Origin of the sequence: Nostoc sp. (assembly GCF_036917615.1) — a bacterium.
In the GTDB taxonomy this organism is placed as follows: Bacteria; Cyanobacteriota; Cyanobacteriia; order Cyanobacteriales; family Nostocaceae; genus Nostoc.
In genome coordinates, this window is record NZ_JBALCZ010000006.1 from 1 (window position 1) to 14122 (window position 14122).

Here is a 14122-nt window from a genome sequence, read left to right on the forward strand (position 1 = left end):
TGGGCATTGGGCATTGGGCATTGGGCATTGGGCATTGGGCATTGGGCATTGGGCATTGGGCATTGGGCATTGGGCATTGGGCATTGGGCATTGGGTATTGTTCCCCTGCTCCCCCATCTCCCTCACTCTCCATCTACAATCATTCTTATGAATCTGCCTTCATTTCTTTGGTTGTGGAAAATAGCCGCCTGGTCGATGGGGTTGTCCCTGCTGGCATATCTGATGTTAGCAGTCACCGGCGTTTGGATGTTTCAGGCGAGAACGTCGCAGCAATTCCCTTTTATTACCCCATTTCTGGGCGGAAATAGGGAGGTGCGATCGCTGCACTATACAATGGGCATCAGCATGGTAAGTTTAGTGCTACTACTGCTGGCGATCGGCATTGTTGGCACTTTCGGTCACTTTGGTTCCTTGGGTCACTCATCACATTTAGTTGCTGGATTGATAGTGGTAGCATTAGTTTTACTGTCTGCTTTCAGTGCCACGCAAATTAGTGCCAGACGACCTTGGGCTAGACCTTTACACATCGGCGTAAATATTATTCTGTTTGGAGGATTTGCCTGGGTATCCCTTACTGGTTGGATTGTAGTGCAAAAGTATTTACCTTAAAAAATAATTTGCAATTTCAAAGTGGCATAGCTTATGTGTGACAGGCGAGGTAGGACATAGACCTACCCTACAATGGAGAAAAGCATTGTAATTGAGCCGTGACAGCAAACTCAGCCAATATCTCAGCTTCTGTTTTTCGTCTGTCTCCTTTGATTCGGATAACACTGCTGAGTCTATACATAGCACTCACAGTCCCATTACCCTTCTTATCGCAGGTAACAGCTGCACCCGTACCCCCAGGATTATTGTGGATAGGAATTAGCATCGGCTTAGTTGCCTTGTATGCTGTATTGACTGAACAAGTAATGGTAGATGACCAGGGAATTCAGGTTACTTACCCCGCCTGGGTGCCTGGCTTTTTTCGTAAAGGCTGGTTTTTACCTTGGTCAGAGGTCAAAGAGTTAAAACCCCGCACCACTGGTCAAGGAGGGCTGGTTTATTATTTCCTCAGCCAGGATGGGAAAGCTTATTTATTACCGATGCGTGTAGCCGGATTTGCCCGTTTCGTGCAAGTTGTGCAAGCAAAGACAGGCATTGATACTACAGATGTTCGCCCTTTAGCACAACCGTGGATGTATCTGATTTTACTGGGATTCACGCTACTGTTAGTGTTGGTCGATGGCTGGGCGATCGCCACAGCTTTAACTACTGGACAATTAACTTAGAACTGGGCATAGGGCATGGGGCATTGATTCTTTTTCCCCAGTCCCCATTGCCCCTTATCCCCAGAGAGCGCCCCGAGTTCCCCAGTCCCCACTCCCCATTCCCAAATTGAACTTGGATAATGTCACAGCAAAAGCCACACTAAGGTTAGAGCAAGTTAATCTGTTTACAAGCCTGAAAACCCAACTTCCAGGCAATCAGCAAGGATACCCCATATTGCAAGATATTTCCTTGGAGGTATTCCACGACGAACGCATTGCAATTGTAGGCCCAGTTGGTGCTGGTAAAACTTCATTATTACGCCTCCTCAACCGCCTAATTGAACCCACTAGTGGCAAAATCTATCTAGAAAATCAAGAGTATCGCCAAATTCCTGTTATCAAGTTACGCCAGATGCTTGTACTTGTATTGCAAGAATCCAAGCTGTTGGGGATGACAGTTCAACAAGCTTTGGCTTATCCTTTAGTTTTGCGTGGTTTGCCCAAACAGATAATTCAGCAACGAGTTAGTCACTGGACAGAACAACTGCACATTCCCAATGAATGGTTAGGGCGAACAGAGGTGCAACTTTCTGCTGGACAACGACAACTAGTAGCGATCGCTCGTGCCTTAGTCATCCAGCCTAAAATATTATTATTAGACGAGCCAACCTCTGCCCTAGATACTGGTACAGCTTCTCATCTAATGCAAGTCTTAACCCAGTTGAGTCAAACTCATCAAACCACGATTCTGATGGTAAATCACCAACTGGAACTAGCCCAGATGTTTTGTACTCGGTTATTACACCTGCAACAAGGTCATTTATTCGCAAATCAAAGAGTCTCTGAGATAAACTGGGTTGAATTACGAGAAAGCTTGATTAAAGCAGAAGCTCAAGACGATTTTGAATTTTAAATTTTGGATGAGTCAGGAGACAGGAATCACGAGTCGTTTTCTTACTCCCCCTCACCCCATGCCCAATGCTCAATGCCCAATGCCCCATTCACACTTGACTACTACTAAGTGTTGAACGTTGATTACTAAATCTCTCTCTAGCTAACTTTGTTGTTTGTGACTGTGAAATATTGGTATTCAAAATTTCCATGTTAAAACGGTATCCTACATTGCGGATAGTTTGAATCAAGTTGGGTTGCCGGGGATCAAGTTCAACCTTTTTCCGCAGCGACAAAACGTGAGTATCAATGGTACGAGGGTTATCGATAGCGTCAGGCCAAGCACGACGCAACAATTCCGACCTACTCAGAGGCACTCCCCCAGCTTGTGCCAAGACGTACAGCAAACTGAATTCTTGGGGCGTTAAGTCGATGAACTCTCCTTGGAAGCGAACACGGCGCTGAACTAAATCGATTTGCAAAGTGCCATAATCCAAATAAGCTGGTGCAGTAGGTGTGCGCTTCCGGCGAATCAGTGCCTCTACCCGTGCCAAAAACTCTTGCATCCCAAAAGGTTTGCTCAGATAATCATCTGCACCCGCCTTTAAACCTGCGACGATATCACCTTCACTATTACGGACAGATAGCATTAAGATTAGAGGCTGCTGCTGACGATGCAACCAACGACAAAACTCAATGCCATCACCATCAGGCAGGTCTGCATCCAAGACGACCAGTGTTGGTTGATGGCTTAAAAATACTTCCCTTGCTTGATAAATGCTGGCAGCTTGATGTACACGGTATTCCAGTTGTTGCAAATGCCAACCCAGCAACGACCTCAGATGGGGATTCCCCTCAATGATTTCTATACAAACCGAACCCACAGTGGCAAGACCCCTTAGCGTCGATGACTTTCAAAGTAACAAGCCCATCTCTAAGCTTTTGTAGCCTTTGTTACTTCAATTGCGATTAGCTTTACATTTCCTCATAAAAAGAGTGCAATATCTTTAATTTGTGCCTTGCCGGAAGGCAATTAGAAATATTATTAAATTTTTATTAAATTTCTCGAAAGTGTTGTTAGACTTATCAAAAGTTCTTTTAACTTAACATTCTGCTTTGAGATGGGTGTAATCTGGCAAATATCTATAACCCAACTAGCTAACCGTTACTACAACAGCTTTTCAACCTGATGATGAAAGGAGATTTTTTTCGCAAAAATTAGTGCCCATATCCATGAACATAACACCAATACAATTGGGCTATTGAGTGTGAAAATTATAAAAATAACTTAGCAGATAACTAGAATCGATGTTTTCTGGAATAGGATTAAAGTAGCTTGTAGCTGCTATGAGGGTAATGCCCAAAGTAGATGTGTCTACTTTGAGTTGATGCCAAAGTGAAATTACACTTCACATTTGTGCGTGAATCATTTACAATTCTCATTCCAAAGAGATTAATACAGCAGTTATGCTCCAAGACACACAAACCATCCGCTATTACCAAAGACTCACCGACGCCTTCGTCGAGTTATGGAATCGCGGTTATCGCACGGATGATATGCGGATGTATTTGGATGGATATCTAGCCGCACTGCGACATGGCAACATCATTGAACCTTTTCTGATTCATCGCTTAGAAGAGGAAGCCAGCCGCTACTTGTACGATGGATCAAATTTTGCAGTGCCGCAACCACAACCACAACACGATTACTACTAAGTACCATTTACCTAGCCATTAATAGTAACCGTTAATTACCGCAGATAATTGTAGCATATTATCTGTATTCGTCAATGGGTTGCCGTGGTGTGACATTTTGGAGATATTGTATTGAGAAAACGCATCCCCTCAGCCCTATATTGGTCTTGCCAATTCGACTGAGGGGATTTTTAACTTTTGACTTTTGACTTTTAACTTTTTACTTCCCCGTTCGCGTAGCGTCTCCAAGAGTTGGGGCTGACTAGCCCTGAAATCAATTCCAAGACAGGTCAAGTATTTTTGTCAAAAACCTATTAAAAAACCCTTGAAAGGGGAAAGAAATAGTATCTCCCTTTTCAAGGACATTAAAAACGGCACATTGCCTTGATTGCGAAGCGCAAATTCAGCAGCATACCCTCTGGTTTGCGTAAAGAGACATTACGAGGCTAGTGCTACTTCTACCTTTTCCTGCAATTCACCTTTTTGATACAGTTCAATCAAGATGTCAGAACCGCCGAGGAATTCACCATTGATATACACTTGGGGAATTGTCGGCCAGTTAGAGTATTCTTTAATTCCTTGACGGATTTCAGAGTCTGATAGAACATCAACTGTCTCGAAAGGAACTCCCAAGGTATTGAGAATCTGCACAACGTTGTTGGAGAAACCACATTGGGGCATTAACTTGTTTCCCTTCATGAAAACTAAAATCTTGTTCTGTTGTAGCAAGTTATCAATTTTCTCTTTGAGTTCTGGCGTCATGGTATTTGTGTTTCCTATGTTGCATTCAATGATTACGAGTCAGAAGTTAAAAATTCATAACTCCTAACTCCTAATTCCTAACTCTATGTTTACGAAGCTGGTATTGCTTGCCAAGTTTCGGGAGTATATGTTTTTACTGCCAAGGCATGAATCGCTTCAGTTGACATAGCTTGCCCCAAAGCACCATAAACTAACTGGTGCTGCTGCACTAGTCCCTTACCTGCAAAATGCGATGAAACTACTGTTACCTGATAGTGGTCACCGCCACCAGTCAAGTCTTGCACCTGAACCTGGGCGTCTGGCAGTTCCGCCTTGATCATTGCCTCAACCTGCTGCGGACTAATCATCGCTGTTCCTGAAAAAACTTACTTTTCTATTATTAACAGATATAGAGCAAATACCTGTGCCAACTTCAGGTTTTGGCAAGGCTAGCGATAAATGCGTCTCTGAGGTAGATTTTTGAGAACGCTGGGTTCAAAGTTACGGCAGATAATCCTATCCTAGCACTGGGGCGTTCCAAGGTGCTGCTCAGGGAGAGAAGGATGTGAAAGATCGGGGAGATGAAAAAAACAGGCAAGGTCAATTTAATTTATTTTTTTTTGGATGAGGAAGATGAACCACCACCTTCTCTGGGATAGGGAGAATCTACAAAACCCAATTCAAACAGCTGTTTATAGGCTTTCTTGCCTAAATCCCGCGTCGGGTTTTGACTTTTAATTATTTGAATCAACAACGGTACAGCTAATTCTGGCTGATTTTGTGCCCGATGTACCAATGCTAGCTGAAAGGTCGCTTCATCTCGTTTTTGGGCTGTTACTAGAGCTTTTTGACGCTGAGAATCAGAAACTCTGTTGTCAATTCCCGAAAAGCTAGAATTTAACTCTTGATAAAAATTAGATAGCTGATTATAAACCTGACGTGCTTCTTGAAGTTTCTTAGCAGCTAAGGGGTAGTTTTGAGCAGAAACGGCTTGGTCTGCCTCTTTTACGAGGCGATCGCCTCCTTCAATGCTCAAAAGGCTGTTATTTTGGGTTATGGGGCGAAGGTTATTGGGATCGTTGGGGTCAATCGGTTGTGGTTGGCTGGTAGTGCCTGGTAACTGTGGTACCTGAGCATTCACAGGTGATAGCAGGTTGAGGACTGCTATGACTGATAAAACAGTACGGTGCATCAAGGTAACAGCGGCAGCAGTGTTCATGGGATCAATTAGTGCGACAACTAGATAAAAAAGTTATGGAAACTTCGGGTATCTTAACTCTGTTTTGGTCTTGGACAAAGCAAAGCTACATCCTAAGTATCTCTGATTTAGGACTGAAAATCGGTTTAATAGAGTTCCCAGTACCCCTGTATAGGAACTAACTTAAATAGTCATGATCAGCAATACCTACAGTGGACTGGGTTAACACCTTAATTACTCTGATTTTGTCAATCATCGGTTTACTAGCAAGTAGCTTGGGAGTAGTTTGCCAAGGCGGTGGCGAAGAGTTGATTTGAGAAAAGGATTTAGACTGCTTCACCATCTGTCTGGCTACCGACTTTCCTGCCCAATAATTATCTCAGGTTAACTAAGAGATTTGGCAGGAGAATCTTCCCAAAGCACTGTTTGAACTATTTGCGTATGCGTAGCCCGCCGTAGGCATCGCACCAAACCAATTAAAAATGGCGATGTCCCCAGCCCGCGCTTCCCAAAATTTTGTTTTTAGCAGTCATGTTTACGGAGAATCCAAAGACTTTCATTTAACTGTGTGACCAAATAGTAAAAATATTTATCATCAACCAATTCAGTATGCAGACAATTATGAGCTATTCGCTCAAAAAATGCCAATTTGGCTGAATATCCTATCAATATAGGGTAATCTATATATATATACATCCTCAAAGGTTGCAAAATATCACTAATTTTTTGTGATTTATTCAGGATGGATATAGCAGTTAGCAATTAGTGTCAAACCTTGAAAACGTGCAGTTTCTTAATCATGCACGGTTAATGGTTAATGGTTAATGGTTAAGAGCCGATCTTAGGACTTTTGACTTTAACAAGATTAAGAATTAGTAATTTCTGCAAATGCATGATTAGTAATTTTTGTTTCTTGATGGATTAATTGTTGCAGTGCCTTTGCTAAATCAGTTGTGATGCTTTTGGCATCTTGTTTTATACAGCCGTTCATGTAATCCGCTACTCTGATTGGGGTACAGATGTGAATATTCACATCTGTACCCCAATTTGGATAAGGTTGGCTGTAATTAATGCCTATGGGTATGATTTTCACTCCCAGCCCGGAATAACTAGATTCAGCACTCAAAGCAAGACGAGCAATTCCCGGCTTCAACTGGTGAATTTGGCCATCACGAAAAATGTTACCTTCTGGAAAAATCACCAGGGTTTTTTTCTGCTGAAGTAGCTCAACTCCATGTCGCAGCGTGCTGATTGACGGATGCTTAGAATTTACAGGAAACCCCCCCAAACGTCGGACAAACCAGCCTTGCAAACCTTGGCATTCGTCAATAGTTACCATAAACCGCAAGTCTTGTTCTCTCAGACAATCAGCGGTAGCGTAGGGTACGAGCAATGCATCCCAACGCGCCCGATGGGTAGGCGCGAGGATCACAGGCCCAGTTGTGGGGATATTTTTTTGTCCGGTTATGCTAATTTGCCCAAAGAATAATGGTAATAGGCAGTGACGCCCTAATAAATATGCCAGAGGACTTAACCAAGGAGAAACCCTTGAGGTAGTACGAGCTACCTGAGGATTTGCTGCTGTGTGCTGGCAGGTATCGGATGAAGAGGAAAATTCCATCATGACGAATGCAGCTGATTGACGGGTAAAATTTAACGAAAAGCCTGATTAGTTACACCGTAGATTCTCTTGCGTGAGTTGTGTCGTACTAGATGGACAGTTTTACCTCTGTCCGTTAGTTTCCCCTACGCCGCTTAGTAGCAAACCAAGCTTGTAACTGTTGACGACAAGCTGACTCTAGAATGCCTCCGATTACCTGGAGACGGTGATTAGAAGCAGCGCTATCGGGTATGTTAATAACTGTACGAATTGCGCCAGTTTTTGTATCGTCTACTCCATATACAAGTAATCCTAGACGCGCTTGTACAATAGCACCTGCACACATCGGGCAAGGCTCGAGAGTTACGTAGAGAGTGCATTCATTAAGATGCCAATTTTGTAAAGTTGTTGCAGCTATCTTAAGAGCGAGAATTTCCGCATGAGCGGTAGGATCTTTGTCGCGCTCTTTTCTGTTTTCTCCTTGTGCCAGTAATTTACCAGTTGAATCAATGATAACAGCACCTACCGGGACTTCACCTGCATCACCGGCAGCTTTTGCTAATTCTAGGGCACAACTCATCCATTGTTTATGTATAAGATATTCCGTGTATTTAGATAGCATATTCTGATCAATATAAAATAAAGATTTTAAAATTCAACAAATTTTGTAAGGTGGGCCGCTCGTCCGCCTTTGGACGGGCGAGACGCCTATCCTACAAGAAAAAAAAGTATATAGCCCGTACACTAGTACCGCAAGGCGGAAGTCACTCATTCAAAAGTATTATGGAATGGGCTTTTTAAGGATTTTAAATGGTTGCTCGTCTTGCAAAGTTCTGATCGGCGGGAACCGCCGCTCAGACTTTGCGCTATTTACGCCGTGGCGTACTAGTACTTTGTCAAGCTAGTGCAAAAGGGTTTGTAGTAAGGACTTTAGTCCCTAGAAAATAAGGACTTTAGTCCTTACTACGAACTTGTTTACCCCATCAATTTAAACTTGACAGACTACTACTACAGCACTGCGTAAATCCAGCTACTATCTCAATTAACCAGACAACAAGAGGCTTGAGCAACTCGTTAAAGCTAGGCAAACTGACGCCACAGTGTACTAGAAGTCTGCGGCTAAATAATTCAAAATCCAAAATTGCCCAACATAGCATCACCAACCCAACCGTTAGGGGCTAATCCTATTGCTAAATAGCGGCTTGGGCTAAAAGAGGATCGAGTTGACTTTGTGTGTCTAGTTGATAGATGTCATCGCAGCCGCCAATGTGCTGCTTATTGATAAAAATTTGTGGTACACTACGGCGTCCGTTAGCGCGTTCTGCCATTTTAGCTCTGGCTGCTTCGTCGCCGTCGATTTTATATTCAGTAAAATTTACACCTTTCCACCACAACAGCATTTTGGCACGAATGCAGTAAGGACAAGTTTGCCATGTGTAAAGTTCGACGTTGGCTTTGACTCGCTCTGGATGGCGATTTAAGAGGGGATTAAGAAAGTCCAGCATATTTTCTTAAGCAAGGTTTTAACTATGTCTCTAGCCTAGATCATTGCTGGCATCGGCTACCGCATTGGGGCTGGAACCCACTTTTGAAAACTCTCTAAATGGTTCCAGTAAGACAAATATCCAGTCAATGCCCAAATTAGAGCGGCTACTATTAGCACTGCTACGCCAATTAACCGCCAGGTTCGGTTGGTTTTCCAATAGAGAGTTGGCGCTGCAAAAATACCACCTAATCCAGTTAAAATAAAGCCGATTCCCGATAAAAGCGGTTGCTTGGTCAAATTCAAGTTGAGGATGCGGATACCCACTACGATCGCAACTAAACCCGCAAAAAAGCCGTAAATTGCTATTGTCAATAAATCCCAACCTTGAGCAAGTGCAATTGCCGCCGCAACAAATAAGATTCCAAATAAGACACTTGTTTCACCGTAGGCAATGTTATAGCTACCAGTAATTGGCCAGGTGAAGCTCATGTGTAAACCAGTTGTTAGTGCGATCGCACCTGTAATTCCAAACCCTGGAATCCACTGTCTTTGATTAGAACTATCTATACCACGACACACAAAGTCAGCCAGTAGAAATAACCCAGCCACCATATTGATTAACATGAGTGTGATGTAGTCGATAAACACGATTAACCTCTTGATGTTTTTCTGAGTTGATATAAACTACCTCAAGTTACATTGTGACATTTCTAAAATATTTAAAACCACAGATAAATACAGATTAACACCGAAATAAAGCGTAGCAAAACTTAACTATTTACCACTGGTATCTACCCCTTGGTAGACTGTAGCCGACGTTCCACTTCATAGTTAATGAAAGCCATAGTAAGTCCATACTTTGACGTTCCTGGTCCAGCAAAATTCCTCTGGAGAGGTCACTTTATTGAACACCCTGATGTTGCACAAAGAGGTAATCAGATTCGTTTGGGGCTGGAGAAGGCGGAATGTGAGATAGTGTTTGGCTCGCAGCCAGAACTTCACGAATCAATGCTGCGTGAATCAATCCTAGCGGTACAAGACCTCGCGTATGTTAACTATCTTGAGAGTGCTTGGAAACACTGGTCAAGAATGCAGAATGCCAGTACCGAGATTTTTCCAAACATTTCCCCAAACCGCCATATGGCTCAGTTCAATGAAAGTCCTGTCGCTCTGGCAGGATGGTACATTGCTGACGGCGCAGCACCAATCGGAGAATACACATGGCGAAACGCTTTAGGAAGTGTAGCTGCGGTTATTGAAGCAACGTCTGATATCAAAGCAGGAGAGTTGGCTGTCTATGCCTTGTGTAGACCCAGTGGGCATCATGCTTGCCGGGATATGGCAATGGGTATGTGCTTTTTGAATAATGCCGCGATCGCTACCCAAGAGCTTCGCACAAAGTTTTCCCGAATCGCAATTCTTGACATTGACATGCATCACGGTAATGGTACGCAGGAGATTTTTTATCAGCGTGGTGATGTTTTAACAATTTCGATTCACGGCAATCCCACTAACTTTTATCCTTTTTATACAGGTTTTGAAAACGAACGTGGCAGCGGCGATGGAGAAGAATGTAACTTGAACATTCCCCTACCTGCTGGAACCAATGAGGCTTCTTATCTACAAGCCTTGGAGAGAGCCGCAGCTGTGGTGTCGTCATTCCAGGTAGAAGCCTTGGTCGTAGCAACTGGCTTTGATACCTTTAAATCAGATCCACTGGGTTGCTTTGCTCTCGAATCCACCTCTTACTATGAAATAGGAAGAAAGATTAAATTACTCGGTCTGCCGACTCTTTTTGTACAAGAGGGTGGATACTTCGTTGAAGCCCTAAGTGAAAACGTTCGACAATTAGTCACAGGTTTTAAAAGTGTTTAAAATTACGATTTTCGTAAATAAACATACTTATTTCAATCAAATATCTAAAGTTCAATTGTGGCAAATATTTTAGGTATTTATCCTCATAAGCGTGAGGCTCAAACAATACTGACATTTCTGGAAATTATTGATATTATTCTCAATAAGCGGGAAGTTGACACATCGTTAACATTTGTAATCGGAATTTGGTAACCGCCCTTTGGTAGACTTAAAGACTGAAATAGCCAGATAAAACGACGTAAATTCAAGCAGCTGAGAGGGTAGACTCTGTGGAAAATACACTTGGGTTAGAGATTATTGAAGTAGTAGAGCAAGCTGCGATCGCTTCCTCGAAGTGGATGGGCAAAGGCGAAAAAAACATTGCTGACCAGGTAGCAGTGGAAGCCATGCGGGAGCGGATGAATAAAATCTATATGCGGGGTCGCATTGTGATTGGGGAAGGCGAACGCGACGACGCGCCTATGCTATACATCGGGGAAGAAGTTGGTATCTGTACCCAACCAAATGCTGAAGCTCTCTGTAACCCTGATGAATTAATCGAAATTGACATCGCCGTTGATCCTTGTGAAGGTACGAACTTGGTAGCATATGGACAACCTGGTTCGATGGCTGTCTTGGCAATTTCTGAAAAGGGTGGATTATTTGCTGCTCCTGACTTTTACATGAAAAAGTTAGCAGCACCTCCCGCAGCTAAGGGCAAGGTAGACATCAACAAGTCAGCCACGGAAAACCTGAAGATTCTCTCTGAGGTTTTAGACCGGGGTATTGATGAACTTGTAGTAGTAGTCATGAAGCGCGAACGCCATAACGATTTAATTAAAGAAATCCGTGAGGCTGGAGCGAGAGTCGCCCTAATTTCAGATGGTGATGTAGGTGCAGCCATATCCTGTGGTTTTGCTGGAACTAATATCCACGCGCTAATGGGTATCGGTGCGGCTCCTGAAGGTGTAATCTCCGCAGCAGCAATGCGTGCTTTGGGTGGACACTTCCAAGGTCAATTGATCTACGATCCAGCAGTAGTGAAAACAGGTCTGATTGGAGAAAGCAGAGAAGCTAACCTTGATCGTTTAAAATCTATGAATATCAATGACGCCGATAAGGTCTATGATGCTCATGAATTAGCATCTGGTAAAACTGTTCTGTTCGCTGCTAGCGGCATTACCAGTGGTAATCTCATGGAAGGTGTGCGTTTCTTCAAGGGCGGGGCAAGAACTCAAAGCTTGGTAATTTCCAACCAGTCGAAAACTGCTCGATTTGTTGATACAATTCACATGTTTGGTGAACCCAAGACTCTCCAACTGAACTAAATTTTTAGGGAATGGGGAATGGTAAAAGTAGGGGCAAAGCATTTGGAAAGAAATCTTTCTATAAAACGGAAAAATAGTCACCAAAATGCTTCACCCTTACAGTAGTTAGTAGTTAGTAGTTAGTGATTATTTGTTGTTTGTTGCTGGGAAAAACTACCAACCAATAAACAAAATTTCCCCATTCCCGATTCTCACTCAATACCCGATTCCCAACTACCAACTAGTAACTACGATTTAGCAAATGAATATAGCAGTGGTGGGGTTAAGCCATAAAACAGCCCCAGTAGAAGTCCGGGAAAAACTGAGTATTCCAGAACCACAAATTGAAAGTGCGATCGCTCATCTAACCAGCTATCCTCATATTGAAGAAGTTGCAATTCTTAGCACTTGTAACCGTCTGGAAATCTACATTGTTACCAGTGAAATAGATCAAGGTATCCGAGAAGTAATTCAGTTTCTTGCGGAACACAGCAAATTGCCCGTGCTCTCTCTGCGACAACACTTATTTATGCTGCTACATGATGATGCAGTGATGCATGTCATGCGGGTAGCAGGTGGTTTAGATAGTCTCGTACTCGGAGAAGGTCAAATTCTGGCTCAGGTGAAGACTACTCACAAACTGGGGCAGCAATATAACGGTATAAAAACCATTTTGAATCGATTATTTAAACAAGCGTTGACAGCTGGCAAGCGGGTTCGCACTGAAACTAGTATTGGTACTGGCGCTGTCTCTATCAGTTCGGCAGCTGTAGAGTTAGCGCAGATAAAAGTGGCAAATTTAGCTGCTTGCCGAGTCGTAATTTTGGGTGCTGGTAAAATGTCGCGGTTGCTGGTGCAACACCTAGTTTCTAAAGGTGCTGTGCAAATTAGTATTGTAAATCGCTCTCGCGAACGTGCCCAAGAATTAGCGAAGCAGTTCCCTCAACAACTTATTCAAATTCATCCGCTATCAGACATGATGTCAGTAATTGCCGATAGTGATTTAGTGTTTACAAGTACTTCGGCAGTAGAGCCGATACTTGACCGTGCCAAATTGGAAATGGTTTTAGAAGTTCAGCGCTCTCTGATGTTATTTGATATTTCTGTACCGCGTAATGTTCATGTAGATGTGAATGAACTGGCAAATGTGCAGGCGTTTAATGTGGATGATTTGAAAGCAGTAGTAGCGCAAAACTACGAAAGCCGTCGAAAGATTGCACAGGAAGCAGAAAGACTCTTAGAAGAAGAAGTAGAAGCTTTTGATGTTTGGTGGCGCTCCCTTGAAACTGTTACCACTATCAGCTGTCTGCGAAATAAAGTCGAAACCATCCGCGAACAAGAACTAGAAAAAGCTTTATCGAGATTGGGTTCGGAATTTGCTGAAAAACACCAAGAGGTGATTGAAGCTTTAACACGAGGAATTGTTAATAAAATTTTACATGACCCGATGGTGCAGTTGCGATCGCAGCAAGATGTCGAAGCTAGACGGCATTGTATGCAAACTCTGCAAATGCTGTTCAACCTGGATGCAGGGGAGCAGTTTAGTTAAACTTAACAATCAAGATCCCCTACTTCTGGTGAGAAGTAGGGGATCTGAGCTTTTCAATTAGATATATGTCTAATTAGGAGTTAGTTATGCAACCAGAGCAATTTAACATCTTACTGCGCTTTTTCAAGGCATTAGCGGATGATAGCCGATTGAAGATTGTAGGTATTTTGGCGAACCAAGAGTGCAGCGTCGAAGAATTGGCGGTGCTACTGCAACTCAAGGAACCGACGGTATCCCATCATTTAGCGAAACTTAAGGAGCTAAATTTGGTGACGATGCGCCCTGATGGTAATAGCCGTCTATATCAATTGGATAGCGAAGCTTTGCAAAGCATTAGTAAGGAAATTTTCACACCTGAGAAAATAGCATCTTTGATTGAGGATGTGGATACTGAAGCTTGGAGTGCGATTCGTTGCTTAGTGAATCTCGGTATCCAGTCCGCACATAACTAAGCCAGCCCGACAGCAGATTACTGTTACTAAAGGCTGAACTCTCGGTCAGATGCAAGTGCAAGCCTTGCCATTCAGACTCAGAATTGACTCCTTATC

At 43.1% G+C, this 14122-nt stretch carries 16 protein-coding genes and 1 pseudogene; 8 read left to right on the forward strand and 9 right to left on the reverse strand.

Annotated features, from left to right (window positions below; genetic code table 11):
- The first annotated feature begins 147 nt into the window (after positions 1–147).
- The 3 genes from V7K85_RS00500 (at position 148) to V7K85_RS00510 (ending at position 2166) form a co-directional block, all read left to right on the forward strand.
- Positions 148–609: a DUF4079 domain-containing protein gene (locus V7K85_RS00500; RefSeq protein WP_334810725.1), complete on the forward strand. Its 462-nt coding sequence runs from the start codon at positions 148–150 to the stop codon at positions 607–609.
- Positions 610–707: 98 nt separating this feature from the next.
- The gene (locus V7K85_RS00505; RefSeq protein WP_334810714.1) at positions 708–1274 is read left to right on the forward strand and encodes a hypothetical protein; all 567 of its coding nucleotides are present in this window, start codon (positions 708–710) and stop codon (positions 1272–1274) included.
- A 112-nt stretch (positions 1275–1386) separates the two neighbouring features.
- The gene (locus V7K85_RS00510; protein ID WP_334810726.1) at positions 1387–2166 is read left to right on the forward strand and encodes an ABC transporter ATP-binding protein; all 780 of its coding nucleotides are present in this window, start codon (positions 1387–1389) and stop codon (positions 2164–2166) included.
- 88 nt (positions 2167–2254) lie between these two features.
- On the opposite strand, the gene V7K85_RS00515 is transcribed toward V7K85_RS00510, so the two are convergent.
- Entirely contained in the window at positions 2255–3028 is a 774-nt protein-coding gene (locus V7K85_RS00515) for a response regulator transcription factor (protein ID WP_334810715.1), read from the reverse strand.
- Positions 3029–3611: 583 nt separating this feature from the next.
- On the opposite strand from V7K85_RS00515, the gene V7K85_RS00520 reads away from it, so the two are divergent.
- Complete coding sequence (locus V7K85_RS00520; RefSeq protein ID WP_334691955.1) at positions 3612–3860, forward strand: DUF6761 family protein; 249 nt, start codon at positions 3612–3614, stop codon at positions 3858–3860.
- 417 nt (positions 3861–4277) lie between these two features.
- Here the strand turns inward: V7K85_RS00520 and grxD are convergent, their stop codons facing one another.
- From grxD to V7K85_RS00560, 8 genes are all read right to left on the reverse strand, one after another.
- Positions 4278–4601, reverse strand: a complete 324-nt coding sequence (gene grxD / locus V7K85_RS00525; RefSeq protein ID WP_298918833.1) for a Grx4 family monothiol glutaredoxin — start codon at positions 4599–4601, stop codon at positions 4278–4280.
- Between the two features lie 89 nt (positions 4602–4690).
- Complete coding sequence (locus V7K85_RS00530) at positions 4691–4948, reverse strand: BolA family protein (RefSeq protein WP_298918841.1); 258 nt, start codon at positions 4946–4948, stop codon at positions 4691–4693.
- Between the two features lie 242 nt (positions 4949–5190).
- Entirely contained in the window at positions 5191–5799 is a 609-nt protein-coding gene (locus V7K85_RS00535) for a hypothetical protein (protein WP_334810716.1), read from the reverse strand.
- Between the two features lie 157 nt (positions 5800–5956).
- Entirely contained in the window at positions 5957–6121 is a 165-nt protein-coding gene (locus V7K85_RS00540) for a hypothetical protein (protein WP_334810717.1), read from the reverse strand.
- 522 nt (positions 6122–6643) lie between these two features.
- Positions 6644–7402, reverse strand: coding sequence for a lysophospholipid acyltransferase family protein (locus tag V7K85_RS00545; RefSeq protein WP_334810718.1), 759 nt, complete (start codon positions 7400–7402; stop codon positions 6644–6646).
- A gap of 112 nt (positions 7403–7514) precedes the next feature.
- The gene (gene tadA / locus V7K85_RS00550) at positions 7515–8000 is read right to left on the reverse strand and encodes a tRNA adenosine(34) deaminase TadA (RefSeq protein ID WP_334810719.1); all 486 of its coding nucleotides are present in this window, start codon (positions 7998–8000) and stop codon (positions 7515–7517) included.
- A 568-nt stretch (positions 8001–8568) separates the two neighbouring features.
- Positions 8569–8883 carry a glutaredoxin 3 gene (gene grxC, locus V7K85_RS00555; protein WP_334810720.1) on the reverse strand — a complete coding sequence of 105 codons (315 nt, stop codon included), beginning with the start codon at positions 8881–8883 and terminating at the stop codon, positions 8569–8571.
- 56 nt (positions 8884–8939) lie between these two features.
- Positions 8940–9512: a DUF981 family protein gene (locus V7K85_RS00560; protein ID WP_334810721.1), complete on the reverse strand. Its 573-nt coding sequence runs from the start codon at positions 9510–9512 to the stop codon at positions 8940–8942.
- Positions 9513–9698: 186 nt separating this feature from the next.
- Between V7K85_RS00560 and V7K85_RS00565 the strand changes: the two genes are divergently transcribed.
- The 4 genes and pseudogenes from V7K85_RS00565 to V7K85_RS00580 form a co-directional block, all read left to right on the forward strand.
- Positions 9699–10739: a histone deacetylase family protein gene (locus V7K85_RS00565; protein WP_334810722.1), complete on the forward strand. Its 1041-nt coding sequence runs from the start codon at positions 9699–9701 to the stop codon at positions 10737–10739.
- Between the two features lie 269 nt (positions 10740–11008).
- Complete coding sequence (gene glpX, locus V7K85_RS00570) at positions 11009–12046, forward strand: class II fructose-bisphosphatase (RefSeq protein WP_334810723.1); 1038 nt, start codon at positions 11009–11011, stop codon at positions 12044–12046.
- 241 nt (positions 12047–12287) lie between these two features.
- Positions 12288–13574, forward strand: coding sequence for a glutamyl-tRNA reductase (locus tag V7K85_RS00575; protein ID WP_334810724.1), 1287 nt, complete (start codon positions 12288–12290; stop codon positions 13572–13574).
- Positions 13575–13660: 86 nt separating this feature from the next.
- Positions 13661–13975, forward strand: a pseudogene (locus V7K85_RS00580) (ArsR/SmtB family transcription factor); the annotation flags it as partial.
- Positions 13976–14122: the final 147 nt, after the last annotated feature.

Bases quoted from the DNA above. Each gene is read 5' to 3' on its own strand.
- V7K85_RS00535 (WP_334810716.1), bottom strand. From the start codon at position 5,799: ATGAACACTGCTGCCGCTGTTACCTTGATGCACCGTACTGTTTTATCA.
- V7K85_RS00545 (WP_334810718.1), bottom strand. From the start codon at position 7,402: ATGATGGAATTTTCCTCTTCATCCGATACCTGCCAGCACACAGCAGCA.
- V7K85_RS00575 (WP_334810724.1), top strand. From the start codon at position 12,288: ATGAATATAGCAGTGGTGGGGTTAAGCCATAAAACAGCCCCAGTAGAA.
- V7K85_RS00520 (WP_334691955.1), top strand. From the start codon at position 3,612: ATGCTCCAAGACACACAAACCATCCGCTATTACCAAAGACTCACCGAC.
- V7K85_RS00530 (WP_298918841.1), bottom strand. From the start codon at position 4,948: ATGATTAGTCCGCAGCAGGTTGAGGCAATGATCAAGGCGGAACTGCCA.
- grxC (WP_334810720.1), bottom strand. From the start codon at position 8,883: ATGCTGGACTTTCTTAATCCCCTCTTAAATCGCCATCCAGAGCGAGTC.
- V7K85_RS00540 (WP_334810717.1), bottom strand. From the start codon at position 6,121: ATGGTGAAGCAGTCTAAATCCTTTTCTCAAATCAACTCTTCGCCACCG.
- grxD (WP_298918833.1), bottom strand. From the start codon at position 4,601: ATGACGCCAGAACTCAAAGAGAAAATTGATAACTTGCTACAACAGAAC.
- V7K85_RS00500 (WP_334810725.1), top strand. From the start codon at position 148: ATGAATCTGCCTTCATTTCTTTGGTTGTGGAAAATAGCCGCCTGGTCG.
- V7K85_RS00565 (WP_334810722.1), top strand. From the start codon at position 9,699: ATGAAAGCCATAGTAAGTCCATACTTTGACGTTCCTGGTCCAGCAAAA.
- tadA (WP_334810719.1), bottom strand. From the start codon at position 8,000: ATGCTATCTAAATACACGGAATATCTTATACATAAACAATGGATGAGT.